Genomic DNA, 15,419 nt, shown 5'->3' with positions numbered 1-15,419 from the left:
CATCACCTCGAACGCGCCGGCCTGCGCCTCGACCGGGTCGACGAGCGCTGCGCGTGGCGCAGGCCGCCCGGCGTGGAGTCGCGGCGACGAGGTGAAGCAGCCCAGAGCCCTACCGCTTGAGCCACTTCACCTCGTACGCCTGCATCTCGAACCGCTTGCCGTCGATCCGCGCGCTGATCGACCGGTCGAGGGTGTTGACCACCAGGACGGTCCTGTCGCTCGCCAGCACCCGGACGTTGGGCACGTCGTCCGCCGCGACGGACACGGTCTCGTACCTGGTGCCGGGCCGGAACGCCTGGTCGAACCGGGAGACCAGGTCGAACATGGGCAGCCTCCGCCCACCGCCCGAGCCGTTGGTCGGCGTCCACAGACAGCCCGCGCAGGTGTCGCCCTTCTCGTCCTCCGGGTTCCAGTAGAAGCCGGAGGACGCACCGCCCTTGACCATCGCGATCATCCCGGCGGCCTGGACGGCGACCCGGCGGTTCTCGGACCAGCCCTTGCGGTCGTCGTTGCCGTCGGCGGGCTCGACGTAGTACTCGGCCCACCACAGCGGCAGGTCGTGCGTCTGCTGCCGCACCCACCGGCCCACGGCGGTGAGCTTGTCGGTGGCCCCGAACTCGTCCGGCTTCATCTCGTCGTCGTTGGTGTAGCTGGAGCCGTCGACGACGACGAAGTCGGCGCCCGCCTTGTGCTCGTTCCAGTAGTCGAAGGCGTCCAGGACCCGCTGGTCCATGGCGCCCCAGGGCCCCTTGAAGGTCGCGGACGCCTCGTCGGCGCGCGGATCGACGCTGTCCATCACCAGATACGGCCCGCCGACCATGATGTCCTTGTCGACCTTCTTGAGCGCCCGGTAGACGAGGTTGTAGAGCCGGGTGTAGCCCTCGTAGTCCCAGCGGCCCTTGGCGTCGTTCCAGAAGCCCTTGAACTCGTTCCAGACGATGAAGTGCCGTACGTCCGGATAGCGCTGGGCGACGGTCGCGGCGAGCGCGGCGAAGTCGGCGTAGTGCTTCGGCTGCGGGGCGGTCTCCAGCGCGGACTGGCTCCAGTCGGTGTTGTCGACGCCGGCCCTGCCGCCCTTCATCCAGTCCGGGGCGCAGCACAGGGTGACGACCGGGGTGCCGCCCGACCTGCGGATGAAGTCGATCCGGCGGTCCATCGCGCCGAAGTCGTAACGGCCCTTCACCGGCTCGGGGTTGTCCGCGCCCCAGCCCATGAGCGCCTGGTCCTGCGGCATGCCCCCGGCGTCCTGGACCAGCTTCTCGACCCGGTCGGTCGCGGTGGAGCTGCCCTCGTCGGCGCTGTACTGGGTGTGGGTGAAGCCCCAGCCGACCTCGGGCTTGTCCTGGTCCGGCGGCGTCACCGGGGTGCCGTGCACCGTGGCGCCGTTCTTGGAGGTGCCCTTGGTTCCGCCGCTGTCCGGAAGCGTGTTGAGGAGGGTCACGACCAGCGCGAGTGCGGCGACGCCCACACCGAGCAGTGCGGTGAGCCGCCACCGCCGAGCCCCCGAAGTCCACCCATGACGTCCCATCGAGGCCAACAGTAACCGTGTGGACGCCAGATAGGGCAGATGTAGTGAATGCACAGCTTCGCTACATTTTCGCATGGGGGAAATCCAGTGCGCGGAGTGCGTCGGTGCCGGATCATGGACGCCATGTCTGCGAACCCATACGACGCGTTGCCGATCCGGCTCAACGTCGACGACAGCGACTCGCCGTCCGACGTCGTCGACGCTCTGTTCCTCGGCCGCTTCGCGACGGGCGAGCAGCCGTACTCGCACGCGGCGAACATCGACCGGGTGCGCTCCGGGGCGACTCTGCTGCCGCCCGGCGCGCGGGTGCTGCGTGCGGCCCGCGACGACGACCGCAGCGCGACCCTGGCCGAGGGCGAGGGCTGGACGGTGCTGATCTCCCGCTGGAACCGGGGCGCGGACGTCACGGTCACGGCGACCAGCGCGGAGCTCGCGAAGAAGGTCCTCGACCAGGCCACGGACGGCGCGGCGGACGAGCCCGAACCCCAGCCGGAGAACGTGACGATGGGCTTCTGGTACGTCTCCCCGAGGCGCGGCCCGCACCGCACCACCCGGCAGATCTCCGCGGGCACCTGGGACGAGGTGCGGGACAACTACACCGCGCCGGTGGCGGAGGCGATGGACCGCCTGATGAAGACGACGCCGGAGGACATCGCGGGCCGGCTGCTGCTGCTCCACGGCCCGCCGGGCACGGGCAAGACCTCGGCGCTGCGCACCCTCGCCCGCTCCTGGCGGGACTGGTGCCAGGTCGACTGCGTACTGGACCCCGAGCGCCTGTTCAGCGACGTCGGCTATCTGATGGACATCGCGATCGGCGAGGACGACTCGACGGGCAAGGGCCGCTGGCGGCTGCTCCTGCTGGAGGACTGCGACGAACTGATCCGCGGCGAGGCCAAGCACACGGCGGGCCAGGCGCTGTCCCGGCTGCTGAACCTCACCGACGGGCTGCTGGGGCAGGGCCGTAACGTCCTGGTGGGCGTCACGACCAACGAGGACCTGGAGCGCCTGCACCCGGCGGTGGTCCGCCCCGGCCGCTGTCTGGCCCGCATCGAGGTGGGCAGGCTGACGCACCGCGAGGCGGTCGGCTGGCTGGGCACCGAGGAGGGCGTCGGCCGCGAGGGCGCGACCCTGGCCGAGCTGTACGCGCTGCGCCGGGGCACCTCACCGACCTCGGTGCCGGATCCCCGGGACGGGGCGGACGCGGGGCTGTACCTGTAGTGCTTTCATGGACGGTATGACCCTGTTCGTCGGGACGTCGGGGTGGCAGTACAAGGACTGGCGGGGTGTGCTCTACCCCGCCGGGTGCCCCACGCGGCTGTGGCTCGAGGAGTACACGGCGCACTTCGCGACGGTGGAGATCAACAACGCGTTCTACCGTCTGCCGACGCGGGAGACCTTCGAGGCGTGGCGGGAGCGGGTGCCGGGCGACTTCGTGGTCGCGGTGAAGGCGAGCCGGTACCTCACCCACATCAAGCGGCTACGGGAGCCCGAGGAGCCGGTCGACCGCCTGATGACCCACGCGGCGGGTCTCGGGGAGCGGCTGGGCCCGGTCCTTCTCCAGCTCCCGCCCACCCTGAAGGTCGACCCGGGCCTGCTGGACACCTGCCTCGGCTGCTTCCCCCCGGGCACCCGGGTCGCGGTCGAGCCGCGGCACGAGTCCTGGTGGACGCCGGAGGTGCGCAAGGTCCTTGAGACCCGGGGTGCGGCCCTGTGCTGGGCGGACGTCCTCTCCCGCCCGGTCACACCGCTGTGGCGCACCACGGACTGGGGCTACGTCCGCTTCCACCAGGGCCGCGCCCAACCGTGGCCGCACTACGGCAGCCGGGCCCTGGAGACGTGGGTGACCCGGATCATGAGCACCTGGCGCACGGACGAGGACGTCCACGCCTACTTCAACAACGACCCGACGGGGGCGGCGGTACACGACGCGACGACGTTCGCGAAGGCGGCCCGAGCAGCGGGCTTCCCGGTCACCCGCACCCCGTCGCTGTCGCCCGCCTGATGTGCCGGCGCTGTCCGGACTCCGCGTCCGAACTCCGCGTCCGGACTCCGCTCAGCCCGCGCCGTACCCCGCCCGCAACGCGTCCCGCACCGCGGCCAGCGCGTCGGCCTCCGCCAGCCCCAACCGCCGCGCCCGCTCCACGTACGCCTGGGCCGCCGCCGCGAGCTCCCGTTCCGCCGCCGAGCCGGCCGCCGCCACGTACGTCCCGTTCCGGCCCCGCGTCTCGATCACCCCGTCGCTCTCCAGCGCCCGGTACGCCTTGGCCACCGTGTTCGCCGCCAGCCCCAGCGACTCGGCGAGCCCCCGCACGGTCGGCAGCCGGTACCCCACCGGCAGCACCCCCGTCCGCGCCTGCTCGGAAATCTGCGCCCGCACCTGCTCGTACGGCGCGGCACTGTCGTCGATGTGGATCTTCAAGGTCACGGCCCGATTGTCCCGTACCCGCCCGAAAATGGGAGGCACCCGGGCTCGACTCCCCCGTAGCGTGCGCCTTCATGACAGTAACCGTGCGCGACCTGCGCCCCGACGACCGGAAAGACCTCGAGGACTTCGCCCTCATCCGCCATCTCGGCCTTCCCTACGTCATGTGGACCGCCGACGCCATCCGTCACCACCTCCTGCACACCCACCCGGACGCGAAGGCCCGGGCGCTGGTGGCGGAGGAGGACGGCGAGATGATCGGCACGGCCCAGATCGGCCTCGCCCACGACAGCCCGCAGCCGGGCCAGGGGTTCCTCAACATCTACGTGCACCCGGACCGGTTCCACCGGGGCGCCGGCCGTCTGCTGGTCCGTGCGTCCGAGGAGCACCTCATCGCGCACGGTGCGACGAAGCTGTTCGCGTGGGTCCTCGACGAGCCGGCCAACCGCGCCTTCGCCGAGCACCACGGCTATCGCGCCAGCCGCTCGGCCGGCTTCCTCCGGCTGGACCTGGCGAACGTCACGCTGCCGCCCCTGCAGGACCCCCCGCCCGGCACCGAGCTGCGCACGGCCGCCGACTTCGCGGACGACCCGCGCCCGCTGTTCGAGCTGGACGCGGAGACGACGGCGGACGAACCGAGCGATGTGGACTCCGAGTTCACGGACTACGAGGTCTGGATCGAGGAGAACTGGAAGCACCCGTGCCTCGACCTCGGCCTGACCACGGTGGCGGTCGTCGACGGCCGCCCCGCCGCCTTCACCGTGGCCTACACGGACGGCACCCGTTACTTCACCGCCATGACCGGCACCGCCCGCGCCTTCCGCGGCCGGGGCCTGGCCAAGCTCGCCAAGAACCACTCGCTGCACCGCGCCCGCGCCGCCGGCTTCACCGAGGCCCACACGGGCAACGACGCCGGCAACGGCCCGATGCTCGCGATCAACAAGTGGCTGGGGTACGAGATCTCCGCGTCGGAGGTGCGTTATGTCCGCGAACTCGGCTGAGTCGGCCCGGCGGTTGAACGTCGTCCTCGTCAAGGCGGGCCGCACGAAGATCGGTTACGAGGCCGACCTCGTCGAGGACGACGGCGACCGGATCGCCGTACGCGCCCTCTGGGCGGGCGAGGGGGTCCGTGACTTCGGGTTCGTGCGCTTCGAGAAGGGCGACGTCTTCACCGAGTACTACTGGCGGGACCGCTGGTACGCGGTGAAGGAGGTCCGTGACGCCGAGGGCGGGCTGAAGGGCTGGTACTGCGACGTCACCCGGCCCGCGGTCCTCTTCGGCTCGGAACTGATCGTCGAGGACCTCGACCTGGACCTGTGGCGCTCGGCCGACGGCAGGGACGTACGCCGTCTGGACGAGGACGAGTTCGCGGCCAGTGGTCTGGCGGAGAGGGACCCTCAGGCGGCGACAGCGGCGGTCGCGGCCCTGGACACCCTGGAGCGGCTGGCCCGCGAGGGCGGCTTCGACGCGCTCCTGGCCTGAGGCGCCTCCGCCTCACACCAGCGCCACCACCGCGTACCGCTCGTCGTCGACCGGCCTTCCCCACAGCACCGCGTCCTGCGACAGCGGCTCCACCCGCACCTCCTCGGCCAACGGCTCGACGAGCCCGGTGAGCGTGCCGGCCGGTATGCCGGCCGGCGTGACCGTCCCCCACACCCCCTCGATCAGGACGAGCCGCCCTCCCGGCCGCAGCAGCCCCCTCCAGTGCCGCAGCGCGCGGCCGGGATCGGGCAGGGCCCACAGCACATGCCGTACAAGCACGACGTCGAAGCGCTGCTCCCCCACCGGCGGTGCCGCCGCGTCGCCGACCAGGAACACCGCGTCACGCCCGGCCAGCTTGGCCCGCGCCCGCTCGATCATGGCCGCTGAGGCGTCCACGCCCGTGACGCGGTGTCCCTGTTCGGCCGCGAGGAGCGACAGACTGCCCGTGCCGCAGCCGAGGTCGAGGACGTCCGAGGACCTTTCCGGCAGCCAGTCGCCCAGCCGGCCCGCCCAGGCCCGCCGTACCTCCGGATCGCGCAGTCCGTGGTCCGGCTCGTCGTCGAAGGAGGCGGCCTCGGCGTCCCAGTCGATGCCGGAACCCGCGTCCGCCCCGGTCAGAGCTTCACTGTCGTTCGTCATGCCCCCCAGAGTGACACCCGCCACTGACAGTCGAATCGTGACAGCCGCCACTGACAGACCTGCACCGATGAGTCACTCTCCCGAAAAGGGTCTACCTCCGTGAGAACGCGGAACTCGGTAGGCACTGAAGGAGGCAGCCATGCGCCGGACCACTGTGCACAAGCCCCTGAGGAAGTCGGACTCGCGCAGGGTCCACGAGGAAGCCGACGAGCGTCCCGCCGGGCGCCCGGAGGTGCGGAAGGACGTCGCACGGACGTGGTGGCCCGACGGGTGAGGGCACTCAGTCGAGCCGCTTGCGGAAGTGGACACGGTCATAGGGGCCGTCCACCCGCCGCTCCACGACCTCGTAGCCGAACTTCGGATAGATCTTCTGGTTCTCCCACATCATCGCGTTGGTGTAGAGCCTGACCTCGGGCAGACCGAGCGCACGCGCGCGTGTCTCGACGAAGTCCAGCAGCCGTCGCCCCACGCCCGTGCCGTGTGCGTCGGGGTGGACGGCGATGCTGTCGAGGAACAGATGGCCGTCGCGCTCCTCGAGCACGACGAGCCCGATGACGGGATCGCCCGTCACGAACACCTTCCCCGCGGCCACGTTCGCCGCGTGGTCCGCCTCCATGGGCACCGGCACCACCCCGATCCGTTCGATGTAGGGGTGGTACGCGGCGTCGGTCACGGCCTTCACGGCCGCCACGTCGGCGGCCCCGGCCGCCCGGATCCCGTCGTCTGCCATGCCGGCACGCTCCCTACCTGATCCCAGTCTCAGCACTCCCTTAACGCGAGCATAAGGATCTCCCTCGCCCGTCCCCAGCAGGCGATTTCACGGTTTCCCGGGGCTAGCTTCTGATCACACCCCACGGGATTCACCCAGGACCGTTCCGAGGAGATTCCGCATGCCCGCACGTCTCCGCAAGGCCGTCACGATCGCCGCCCTCGGCGCGACCCCGCTCGCCCTGACCGCCCTCGCCGCCGCCCCGGCGTCGGCGCACGGGACGATGGGCGACCCGGTCAGCCGGGTCGCGCAGTGCTACGCGGAGAACCCGGAGAGCCCCAAGTCGGACGCGTGCAGGGCAGCGGTCGCGGCCGGCGGCACCCAGGCGCTCTACGACTGGAACGGCATCCGCATCGGCGACGCGGACGGCCGGCACCAGGCGCTGATCCCGGACGGCAAGCTGTGCAGCGCGGGCAACGAGGAGTTCAAGGGCCTCGACCTGCCCCGCGCGGACTGGCCGGCGACGGACGTGCGCGGCGGCTCGTACACCTTCAAGTACCGCGTGACCGCCCCGCACAAGGGCACGTTCACCGTGTACATGACCAAGCCGGGCTACGACCCGACGAAGCCGCTGGCCTGGAAGGACCTGGACCTGTCCGCCCCGGTGGCGAAGTCCAAGTCCACCGACCCGGTCGCCGCGAACGGGTTCTACACGTTCTCCGGCACCCTCCCCCAGCGCTCGGGCCGGCAGCTCCTGTATGCGATCTGGCAGCGCTCGGACAGCCCGGAGGCCTTCTACTCCTGCTCGGACATCACCTTCGGGGGCGGCGCCACGGTCAGCGGCTCGACACCGGCTCCGACCGCCTCCGCACCCTCCGACCGGCAGATCGCGGCCGGTGCCGACAAGTCGACGGTCGAGCACCACGGTCACGGCGACCAGGACGCCGCCACGTCGGCCGAGCCGGCCACCGCCAACACGCCGAAGGCGGCCGGTGCGGTGGAGAACCTCGCCGAGACGGGAGGCAGTGGCAGCACGCCATACCTCGCGATGGCCGGTGCGGCGGCGCTCGCGCTGGGGTCGGCGGCACTGTTCGCCTCGGTCCGCCGGCGTGCGACGACCGGAGGCCGTCGGTAGACCCCACGGGGGGCGGGGCCTGTCCGGCGGCTCAGGTCGGACAGGCCCCGTTCGTGCGTCAGCTCAGCACCGACGCGCAGGTGGTCGTGGTGGCGTGCGCCGGGTCGAGCGCGTTGGCCACCTCGTGGAAGGCGAGCCGGTCACTGAGACCCATCAGGACATGCTCGGAGAGGTCGAGCGAGCACAGGTTCTGGATGAGGACGTTGTGCACGTCGGAACCGCTCAGGAACTGACTCGTGTACGGCGTGACGACCTCGTCGTACTTGCTGGCGATGACGGTGTAGTGGACGCCGGGGACGGTGTCGCCGCCGGCGTTGAGCTTGGTGAGGAAGGCGGACCCGACGATCTGGTCGGCGAGGCCCGGAACGGAGGAGGACAGCAGGTCAGACGCTCCCGGGAAGTACGGCAAGAGGTTGGTGAGGCCGTCCAGGTCGGTTCCGTGGTTGTCGGGTGCGATGCCCACCAGGGTGTTCACCTTGGCGGCTCCGCCGAGGAACCTCAGGTAGTAGCGGGGCATCATGCCGCCCTGCGAGTGGCCGACGATGTCGGCCTTGGCGGCCTTGGTGGCGGCGAGCACCTTGTCGACGAAGGCGGAGAGCTGCTCGGCAGACTTGTCGATGGGGCCGAGGCCGTAGAAGACGGGGACGCCGGAGAGCTGGCCGTAGTCGAGGGAGAAGACGCAGTAGCCGCGGCTTTCCAGGTAGGGGGCGAGGCCCAGCCAGTTGTCGACCGAGTTGCCGAGGGTTCCGTGGACCAGGACGACGGGGCGGGGGTGGGTGGCGGAGGGCTTGCAGGAGTAGTCGTTCCAACCGCTGCTCGGGGCCGTTGAGGCGTGGGCTGCGGTGGCGGGGACGAGGGCGACCGCGGCGGTCAGCAGCACCGCGGCCAGGGGTCTGAGCACTCGGTTCCAGGGCAGCATCGTGTGATCTCCTTGCGGCTCAAGGGAGTTGCGATGGCCTTACGCCATGTGATCCGGATCACAAAGGATGCTGTTCACTCGTCAAGTTACGAGCGAGTAGTGCAAGTGTGAAGTTACGCGTCAGTAAAAACTTCCAGTGGTAACTGACTCGGCAGTAGCGGCCGATGAACCGTCACCAGGCGGGCCTGACAGGACCATAGGGTGCGATCCGCCACAACTGCTCCCACAACACCCGCACTTCACTCTCCCCGAGTACACCCGCCCACCCCTGCACCACCTCGGCGGCCGCCTCCTCCGCGGCCCGGGTGCACGCCCACCCCCGCTCGGTCAGCACGACCAGCCGCGCCCGGGCGTCCCCGGGGTGCGGCCGCCGCTCGGCGAACCCCTTGCGCACGATCTCGTCGACGAGCTGACTGGCGGCCTGTTTCGTCACCCCGAGATGCGCGGCGAGCTCGGTCGCGGTCGCGCCGTCCGGGGCGAGCCGGGCGAAGGCGAACCCGTGAGCGGGCCTGACCCCTTCGAAGCCTCGGGCGACGACGCCCTCGTTGATGCGCTGCGTCAGCTCACCGGCGACGGCGAGCAGGGTTGCGGACAGGGCCATGGCCTCGGAGTTCTGCACGCAGGCATTGAAACACCCTTGACGAGATGGTCAAGCAGCTTGACCATAGGGGGCGAGCGAATGGTCAAGCAGCTTGACCACTTCATCCGACCGGAGAGGCACCCATGCCCGTCATCCGCACATCCGAAGCCGTCACCCATGAGATCCACGGCGCCCGCTTCGTCTCGTACGCCACCCCCCTCACCGGGAGCAAGGAGCTCTGCGCCTGGCGCGGCGAGATCCCCCCGGGCACCAAGGCCCCCGTCCACACCGTCACCCGCGAGGAGATCTTCCATCTCCTCGTCGGCGAACTCCTGATCACCCTCGACGGCCGCACCGACCGCGTCACCGCGGGCGACACCGTGATCGTCAACCCCGGCGCGGCCCTGGGCGTCGAGAACCCGACCGATCAGACAGCCATCTCCTGGGTCACCACGTCCATCGGCCTGGAGGCGGAACTGGCCGACGGCACCCGGCTCACCCCGCCGTGGGCGAACTGACGCTCACGCCACCAGCGCCCCCGGGATCACCGCCCCCGGGCCGAACCTGGCCCTGATCCGGTCCGCGGTCTGCTCGATGCGGCGGACCTTCTCGTCGACCGGGTCGAAGGTGAGCTGGTAGGAGGCCTGGTCGGCGGGGGTGAGGGACTCGGCGCGCAGGACGAGGGCGCGGACCCGGGCGCGTTGCAGGCCGAGGGCCTCGTACATGCCGTACGCCGTCCTGGTCAGGGCGGCGGAGTGCGCGGTGGGTTCCTTCAGGGTGCGGGTGCGGGTCGTCGAGGAGCGGTCGGCGTAGCGGACCGTGAGGGTGAGGGTGCGGCAGACCTTCTCCAGGGCGCGGAGGCGGGCGCCCAGTTCCTCGGCGGCCGACAGAAGGGCGCGGCGGTGCCGGTCGGGGTCCAACTCGTCCCGCTCGAAGGGCCGTTCGGTGGCCAGGGAGCGGGAGACGCCGTTCGGGACGACCCGGCCGCGGTCGACGCCGTTCGCCTTCTCGTGCAGTTCTCGGCCCGTCCTCGCGCCGACCAGCCGCTGGAGCGTGGACAGCGGCGCGGCGGCGACGCGCCCCAGGGTGTCGAGGCCGTACTCGGACAAGGTGCGGGCCGTCGTCGTCCCCACGCCGGGAAGCACGCCCACCGGCAGGTCCGCGAGGAACTCCGCGACGCCCTCCGGATCACCGGGAACCTCGCAGGTCACCCCGGGCCGGGCCGCCCCCAGCGCCACCCGGGCCAGCATCGGCCCCGGTCCGGCGCCGATCGCACAGTCGACCCCGTACAGCGCGAGGGCGCGCACCCGGATCACCGAGGCCAGTTCGACCGCCCCGCGCCCGAAGTACCGCTCGGCGCCCCGCAGATCGGCCAGCGCCGCGTCCGGCGGCAGCGCCTCCACGACCGGGGTGAACTCCTCCAGCAGCCCGAGCAGCCCGGGCAGGGCCGTCTCGGACTCCGGCGGCAGCTGGAAACGTACGCACACGATGGTCATCCCGCACTCCCCGGACTCTGGTGCCACAACTTCCGTACCTGCGAAGGCTCCTGACCCGCCGGGCGCAGATCGGCCCACGGGTTGAGTTCGTATCCGGTGGGCAGCTGGATGCGCCGGCCCCGCGCCGGATCGCCGCCCGTCCCTTCCACCGCCGGCTCCGCCAGCCGCTTCGCCACCTCGTCGAGCCCGCCCTCGGCGCGCAGTTCGACCAGTTCGGCGAGGTTCCAGGCGGCGGAACCCACCACGCTCAGGCTGCGCGGCCCGCGCCGCTGCACGACCCCGCGCACCAGCAGCAGCCAGGAGTGGAAGACGGTGTGGGCGCACGCGTCGTGGGAGTCGTCGAAGAAGGCGAGATCGACCAGGCCCGTCCCGTCGTCCAGCGTGGAGAAGATGACCCGCTTGCCGGACCGGATCGGCGGTGTCTGGGTCGCCGCCTTGGCCCCCGCGACCAGCACGGTCTCCCCGTGCCGCGCCTCCCGCAGCCGCCGCGCCGACACCACGCCCAGCTCGTCCAGGAAGACCCGGTGATCATCCATCAGGTTGCGCGAGGCGTCCATGGACAGCACACCCAGCTCGGCGCTGAGCTTCTCCGTCTCCGACAGATCCGGCAGCCCCGCGGACGCGGTCTTCCGCCCGCCGGCCAAGGGCAGTTGGCCGCCGCCCGCGCCCCGTGCCCCGCGCTGCAGCTCGGTCAGGTGCAGCTGCAGATCACGCCGGTTGGCGCCGAACGCGTCCAAGGCCCCGACCTGGGCGAGCCGTCCCGCGAGCGGCCGGCTGGGCCGCGCCCGCTCCCAGAAGTCCAGCAGCGAGTCGTAGGGCTGCCCTTCCTCGATCCGCGCGGCCTCGGCCTCACTGATCCCGTAGACATCGCAGAGCGCCAGCCGCAGCCCCCACACCCCATCAGATTCAGACACCAGTTCGATCCGGTGTGCGACCGCCGAGTTGTTCACGTCCAACGGCAGCACCGGCACCCCCCGTCGCCGCGCGTCCGCCAGCAGCAACCGCTTCGGGTACATCCCGGGATCATGCGTGAGCAGCCCCGCGTAGAAGGCGGCCGGATGATGGGCCTTCAGCCAGGCCGACTGGTACGTCGGTACGGCGAAGGCCACCGCGTGCGCCTTGCAGAACCCGTACGACCCGAAGGCCTCGATGATCTCCCAGGTCCGCCGAATCGTTTCTCCGTCATATCCGTTGGCCGCCGCGTGCTGGGCGAACCACACCTTGATCCGCCCCTGCGACTCCGGGTCGGACAGCCCGCGCCGCACCCGGTCCGCCTCCCCGCGTCCGCAGCCGGCCATGATCGCGACGATGTCGATGATCTGCTCGTGGAAGACGACCACCCCGTAGGTGCCCCGCAGCGGCTCCTCCAGATCCGGATGCGGATACCGGACGGGCGCCCGTCCGTGCCGGGCCTCGATGAACGGCCGCACCATGTCGGCGGCGACGGGCCCGGGCCTGAACAGCGAGATGTCCACCACCAGATCGTGAAAACTACTCGGCTGCAGCCGCCCCACCAGATCCCGCTGCCCCGGCGACTCGATCTGGAAGCACCCCAGCGTCTCGGCGGACCGGATGAGCTGGTACGTGGCCGGGTCACCCCCCGCCAACCCGTCAAGGTCGATCCGCTCCCCCGTCGCCCGCTCCACCTCGGCGACCGCGTGCGCCATGGCCGACTGCATCCGCACACCCAGCACGTCCAGCTTGAGCAGCCCGAGATCCTCCACGTCGTCCTTGTCGAACTGGGACATGGGAAACCCCTCGCCGCTGGTGGGCATGACCGGCGTACGGCTCAGCAGGGACGCGTCCGACAGCAGCACCCCGCACGGATGCATGGCCACCCCGCGCGGAAGGGCGTCAAGAGCCTCGACCAGCTCCCAGAGCCGCCCGTACCTCTCCTTCTCCCCCGCCAGCGCCTTGAGCTCGGGCAGTTCCTCCAGCGCCGCCCGGGCGTCGCGCGCACGGATGTGCGGGAAGGACTTGGCGATCCGGTCGATCTCGTCCGGGTCCATGGACAGGGCGGCGCCCACATCCCGGATCGCGTGCCGCACCCGATAGGTCTCCGGCATCGCGACCGTGGCGACCCGCTCCTCGCCGAACCGGCCGATGATCGCCCGGTAGACCTCCAGCCGGCGCGCGGACTCCACATCGATGTCGATGTCGGGCAGCACGACCCGCTCCTTGGACAGGAAGCGCTCCATCAGCAGCCCGTGTTCGATCGGATCGGCGTTCGCGATACCCAGCAGATGGTTCACCAACGACCCGGCACCGGACCCACGGGCGGCTACGCGGACCCCCATCTCCCTTACATCGTCGACGACTTGAGCGACCGTCAGGAAATAGGAGGCGAAACCGTGATGTCCGATGATGTCCAGCTCATCGTGCATCCGCTCCCAGTAGTCCCGCCTGTCCGTGTAACCGTGCAGCACCATGCCCGCCGCCGCCCGGGAGGCCAGCGCCCGCTGAGCGGTACGGTGTCCCGCGCCCACGAGGTGCGCCTCGGGGAAGTGAACCGTCCCCATGCCCAGGTCGCCCTCGGGATCGACCAGGCACTCGGCGGCCACGGACTGCGTCTGCTCCAGCAGCCGGTGGGCGGTCTCCCGCCGGTACCCCGCCGCCTCGACGATCCGCTCCGCCCCGCGGAACATCTCCTCCGCGCCCTTGAGCCAGGCCTCCCCCGAGTCCAGCTCCTTCCTGGGGTCGATCGGGACGAGCCGCCGAGCCGCGTCCAGGACGTCGGCGACCGGCCCGAGCCCGCGGTCGGCATAACGGACAGCGTTGCCGAGCACCGGCCGGACCTGCTGCTCGGCGGCGAAGCCCAGGGTGCGGGCGGCCAGCCGCAGCGACCCGGCCCCGGTGCCCTCACGCCCGTGCCAGACGACCTCAAGTCGCAGGGCGTCCCCGTAGACCTCCCGCCAGGGCCCGAGCAGCCGGGCCGCACGGTCCGGCCGCCCGGCGGCAAGGGCCCGCCCGACGTCGGAGGTGGGACCGAGCAGGACGGTCACGCCGTCGGCGTGATTGTCCGCCCAGGTCAGCAGGGGCTGCCCCGCCCCCGCATGCGCCGCCGTGACCAGTCGGCACAGATCCGCCCAGCCACGAGCCCCCGCACGCGCCAGATAGACAACCCGAGGCATCGACTCATCGACAAAGGAACCACCGCGCACAGGGTTACGGCGCCGCCCTCCCCCCACGGACTCCGGCTCCGAGCCCTCCACCGCCAGCTCCACTCCGAACAGCGGGCGCACCCCCGCCCCCGCACAGGCCTTGGCGAACCGGACGGCACCGGCGAGGGTGTCGCGATCGGTGAGAGCCAGGGCGTCCATCCCCCGCTCGGAGGCACGCTCGGCCAGCCGCTCCGGGTGCGAAGCGCCGTACCGCAGGGAGAACCCGGAGGCGGTGTGCAGATGAGTGAAGCCCGGCACCCGCACCTCCCGTTATCGAACATCAGTTCCCGACCGTCCCACCTCCACCATAGACCAAAATCAGAACGCTTGTGCGATAACCGTTCGGGCCCCCTTCACCTGGGAAAACGCCGGCGGCCGGGACGTCACTTGCTCTGCAGCGCGCCCAGCGCTTCGGGGTCCTCCGCCAGCGCGGCGGCCGCCGCCTTCCAGCCGGTGTCCCCGGGGTGGAGGGCGCTGCGCAGGTAGGCCGAGCTGAGCCGCTGGATCAGGGCGACGCGCGCGGGATTCTCATCCGTCGTCTCGACGACCGTGTACCCGCAGATGCCGCCGAGCGAGTGCTCGCCCCCGAACAGCGTGAGCAGGCTCTTGTCGCCCGGGCTGTAGATGTACGGGTCGGTGAACCAGTCCGGTCCGCGCGTGGAGAGCGCGGACTGGTCGTTGTCCCCGGCGACGATCAGGGCCGGAGTGGTCATGGTGTCGAAGGACGGCTTCATGAAGGGGAAGTGCTCGGCGGCGAACGGCGTCAGGGTGTCGCCCAGGCCGGTCAGCGCGAGCAGCACACCCGCCTTCACCCGGGGGTCGGACATGTCCTCGCCGGGCTTGCCGTCGGAGCCGAGGACGCGCGCACCCAGCAGCGCGCTCGCCGTCTGGGCCCCCCAGGAGTGGCCGGCCACGGCGACGCGGTCCCGGTCGAGGCGCCCGGCGAGACCCGGCACGGCGGCTTCGAGGACGTCGAGCCCGTCCAGCACCCGCGTGAGGTCCTCGATGCGGATGCGCCAGATCCGCGGCGTACGGGGGTCCTCGGGGGGCAGGCCGAGCGTCCTGGAGTCGAGGTGGGTGGGCTGGACGACCACGAAGCCCTGAGCGGCCCAGTAGTCCGCCAACGGGAGGTAACCGTCCATGGACCAGCCGAAGCCGTGCGAGAAGACGATGACGGGCAGATCGCCGCCGCTCGCGGGGGCGGACACGCGGACCTGGAGGTCCTCACCGCGTCCCGGGGCGGACAGAACGACCGGCCGCGCGGACACCACGGTGACGGGCTTGGATTCGGACATGGGGGTGCCTTTCGGTACGACGGGTCGGAAGCGCACTGAAGACGGCGGTTGGC

General features: G+C 71.2%; 16 protein-coding genes. 7 read left to right on the top strand and 9 right to left on the bottom strand.

Annotated features, from left to right (window positions below; genetic code table 11):
* Positions 1-109: 109 nt before the first annotated feature.
* On the bottom strand, positions 110-1,528 hold the full coding sequence (locus tag ACWCQ1_RS27175) for a GH39 family glycosyl hydrolase (RefSeq protein ID WP_358601850.1): 1,419 nt from the start codon (positions 1,526-1,528) through the stop codon (positions 110-112).
* 123 nt (positions 1,529-1,651) lie between these two features.
* Between ACWCQ1_RS27175 and ACWCQ1_RS27170 the strand changes: the two genes are divergently transcribed.
* Both ACWCQ1_RS27170 and ACWCQ1_RS27165 read left to right on the top strand, forming a co-directional pair.
* Entirely contained in the window at positions 1,652-2,746 is a 1,095-nt protein-coding gene (locus ACWCQ1_RS27170; protein ID WP_358601847.1) for a DUF5925 domain-containing protein, read from the top strand.
* Between the two features lie 16 nt (positions 2,747-2,762).
* Positions 2,763-3,530 carry a DUF72 domain-containing protein gene (locus ACWCQ1_RS27165; RefSeq protein WP_358602015.1) on the top strand — a complete coding sequence of 256 codons (768 nt, stop codon included), beginning with the start codon at positions 2,763-2,765 and terminating at the stop codon, positions 3,528-3,530.
* Between the two features lie 51 nt (positions 3,531-3,581).
* On the opposite strand, the gene ACWCQ1_RS27160 is transcribed toward ACWCQ1_RS27165, so the two are convergent.
* Positions 3,582-3,953: a GntR family transcriptional regulator gene (locus ACWCQ1_RS27160; protein ID WP_356769449.1), complete on the bottom strand. Its 372-nt coding sequence runs from the start codon at positions 3,951-3,953 to the stop codon at positions 3,582-3,584.
* A 71-nt stretch (positions 3,954-4,024) separates the two neighbouring features.
* On the opposite strand from ACWCQ1_RS27160, the gene ACWCQ1_RS27155 reads away from it, so the two are divergent.
* Together ACWCQ1_RS27155 and ACWCQ1_RS27150 are read left to right on the top strand one after the other, a co-directional pair.
* Complete coding sequence (locus ACWCQ1_RS27155; protein ID WP_133047240.1) at positions 4,025-4,951, top strand: GNAT family N-acetyltransferase; 927 nt, start codon at positions 4,025-4,027, stop codon at positions 4,949-4,951.
* Entirely contained in the window at positions 4,932-5,432 is a 501-nt protein-coding gene (locus ACWCQ1_RS27150) for a DUF402 domain-containing protein (RefSeq protein WP_451027577.1), read from the top strand. The genes ACWCQ1_RS27155 and ACWCQ1_RS27150 overlap by 20 nt, the downstream gene beginning before the upstream one ends.
* A 12-nt stretch (positions 5,433-5,444) precedes the next feature.
* Here the strand turns inward: ACWCQ1_RS27150 and ACWCQ1_RS27145 are convergent, their stop codons facing one another.
* Complete coding sequence (locus ACWCQ1_RS27145) at positions 5,445-6,071, bottom strand: class I SAM-dependent methyltransferase (protein ID WP_358601842.1); 627 nt, start codon at positions 6,069-6,071, stop codon at positions 5,445-5,447.
* A gap of 139 nt (positions 6,072-6,210) precedes the next feature.
* Here ACWCQ1_RS27145 and ACWCQ1_RS27140 point away from each other — a divergent pair, with 139 nt between their 5' ends.
* Complete coding sequence (locus ACWCQ1_RS27140; protein ID WP_358601839.1) at positions 6,211-6,345, top strand: hypothetical protein; 135 nt, start codon at positions 6,211-6,213, stop codon at positions 6,343-6,345.
* 6 nt (positions 6,346-6,351) lie between these two features.
* Here the strand turns inward: ACWCQ1_RS27140 and ACWCQ1_RS27135 are convergent, their stop codons facing one another.
* Entirely contained in the window at positions 6,352-6,801 is a 450-nt protein-coding gene (locus tag ACWCQ1_RS27135; RefSeq protein ID WP_358601836.1) for a GNAT family N-acetyltransferase, read from the bottom strand.
* A gap of 160 nt (positions 6,802-6,961) precedes the next feature.
* Between ACWCQ1_RS27135 and ACWCQ1_RS27130 the strand changes: the two genes are divergently transcribed.
* Positions 6,962-7,915, top strand: coding sequence for a lytic polysaccharide monooxygenase auxiliary activity family 9 protein (locus ACWCQ1_RS27130; RefSeq protein ID WP_451027576.1), 954 nt, complete (start codon positions 6,962-6,964; stop codon positions 7,913-7,915).
* 58 nt (positions 7,916-7,973) lie between these two features.
* Here ACWCQ1_RS27130 and ACWCQ1_RS27125 read toward each other — a convergent pair whose 3' ends face one another.
* Together ACWCQ1_RS27125 and ACWCQ1_RS27120 are read right to left on the bottom strand one after the other, a co-directional pair.
* Positions 7,974-8,834, bottom strand: a complete 861-nt coding sequence (locus tag ACWCQ1_RS27125) for an esterase/lipase family protein (RefSeq protein ID WP_451027575.1) — start codon at positions 8,832-8,834, stop codon at positions 7,974-7,976.
* A gap of 172 nt (positions 8,835-9,006) precedes the next feature.
* Positions 9,007-9,453: a MarR family winged helix-turn-helix transcriptional regulator gene (locus ACWCQ1_RS27120; RefSeq protein ID WP_358601830.1), complete on the bottom strand. Its 447-nt coding sequence runs from the start codon at positions 9,451-9,453 to the stop codon at positions 9,007-9,009.
* A 104-nt stretch (positions 9,454-9,557) separates the two neighbouring features.
* On the opposite strand from ACWCQ1_RS27120, the gene ACWCQ1_RS27115 reads away from it, so the two are divergent.
* Positions 9,558-9,932, top strand: a complete 375-nt coding sequence (locus tag ACWCQ1_RS27115; RefSeq protein WP_133047248.1) for a cupin domain-containing protein — start codon at positions 9,558-9,560, stop codon at positions 9,930-9,932.
* A gap of 3 nt (positions 9,933-9,935) precedes the next feature.
* On the opposite strand, the gene ACWCQ1_RS27110 is transcribed toward ACWCQ1_RS27115, so the two are convergent.
* From ACWCQ1_RS27110 to ACWCQ1_RS27100, 3 genes are all read right to left on the bottom strand, one after another.
* Entirely contained in the window at positions 9,936-10,910 is a 975-nt protein-coding gene (locus tag ACWCQ1_RS27110; RefSeq protein ID WP_451027574.1) for a DNA polymerase Y family protein, read from the bottom strand.
* Positions 10,907-14,329, bottom strand: coding sequence for a DNA polymerase III subunit alpha (locus tag ACWCQ1_RS27105; protein ID WP_451027573.1), 3,423 nt, complete (start codon positions 14,327-14,329; stop codon positions 10,907-10,909). Before ACWCQ1_RS27105 ends, ACWCQ1_RS27110 begins: the two co-directional genes overlap by 4 nt.
* Positions 14,330-14,454: 125 nt before the next feature.
* Entirely contained in the window at positions 14,455-15,366 is a 912-nt protein-coding gene (locus ACWCQ1_RS27100; protein ID WP_451027572.1) for an alpha/beta hydrolase family protein, read from the bottom strand.
* Between the last annotated feature and the right edge of the window lie 53 nt (positions 15,367-15,419).

The sequence above is a fragment of the Streptomyces sp. NPDC002144 genome, assembly GCF_053593695.1.
Note: the sequence above shows the minus strand (reverse complement) of the source record. Positions and strands in the feature narration are given on the sequence as shown.

Coding starts and splice junctions, on each gene's coding strand:
- ACWCQ1_RS27170 (WP_358601847.1), top strand. CDS start 1,652: ATGTCTGCGAACCCATACGACGCGTTGCCGATCCGGCTCAACGTCGAC.
- ACWCQ1_RS27150 (WP_451027577.1), top strand. CDS start 4,932: ATGTCCGCGAACTCGGCTGAGTCGGCCCGGCGGTTGAACGTCGTCCTC.
- ACWCQ1_RS27115 (WP_133047248.1), top strand. CDS start 9,558: ATGCCCGTCATCCGCACATCCGAAGCCGTCACCCATGAGATCCACGGC.
- ACWCQ1_RS27110 (WP_451027574.1), bottom strand. CDS start 10,910: ATGACCATCGTGTGCGTACGTTTCCAGCTGCCGCCGGAGTCCGAGACG.
- ACWCQ1_RS27135 (WP_358601836.1), bottom strand. CDS start 6,801: ATGGCAGACGACGGGATCCGGGCGGCCGGGGCCGCCGACGTGGCGGCC.
- ACWCQ1_RS27165 (WP_358602015.1), top strand. CDS start 2,763: ATGACCCTGTTCGTCGGGACGTCGGGGTGGCAGTACAAGGACTGGCGG.
- ACWCQ1_RS27155 (WP_133047240.1), top strand. CDS start 4,025: ATGACAGTAACCGTGCGCGACCTGCGCCCCGACGACCGGAAAGACCTC.
- ACWCQ1_RS27125 (WP_451027575.1), bottom strand. CDS start 8,834: ATGCTGCCCTGGAACCGAGTGCTCAGACCCCTGGCCGCGGTGCTGCTG.
- ACWCQ1_RS27145 (WP_358601842.1), bottom strand. CDS start 6,071: ATGACGAACGACAGTGAAGCTCTGACCGGGGCGGACGCGGGTTCCGGC.
- ACWCQ1_RS27130 (WP_451027576.1), top strand. CDS start 6,962: ATGCCCGCACGTCTCCGCAAGGCCGTCACGATCGCCGCCCTCGGCGCG.
- ACWCQ1_RS27175 (WP_358601850.1), bottom strand. CDS start 1,528: ATGGGACGTCATGGGTGGACTTCGGGGGCTCGGCGGTGGCGGCTCACC.
- ACWCQ1_RS27100 (WP_451027572.1), bottom strand. CDS start 15,366: ATGTCCGAATCCAAGCCCGTCACCGTGGTGTCCGCGCGGCCGGTCGTT.
- ACWCQ1_RS27140 (WP_358601839.1), top strand. CDS start 6,211: ATGCGCCGGACCACTGTGCACAAGCCCCTGAGGAAGTCGGACTCGCGC.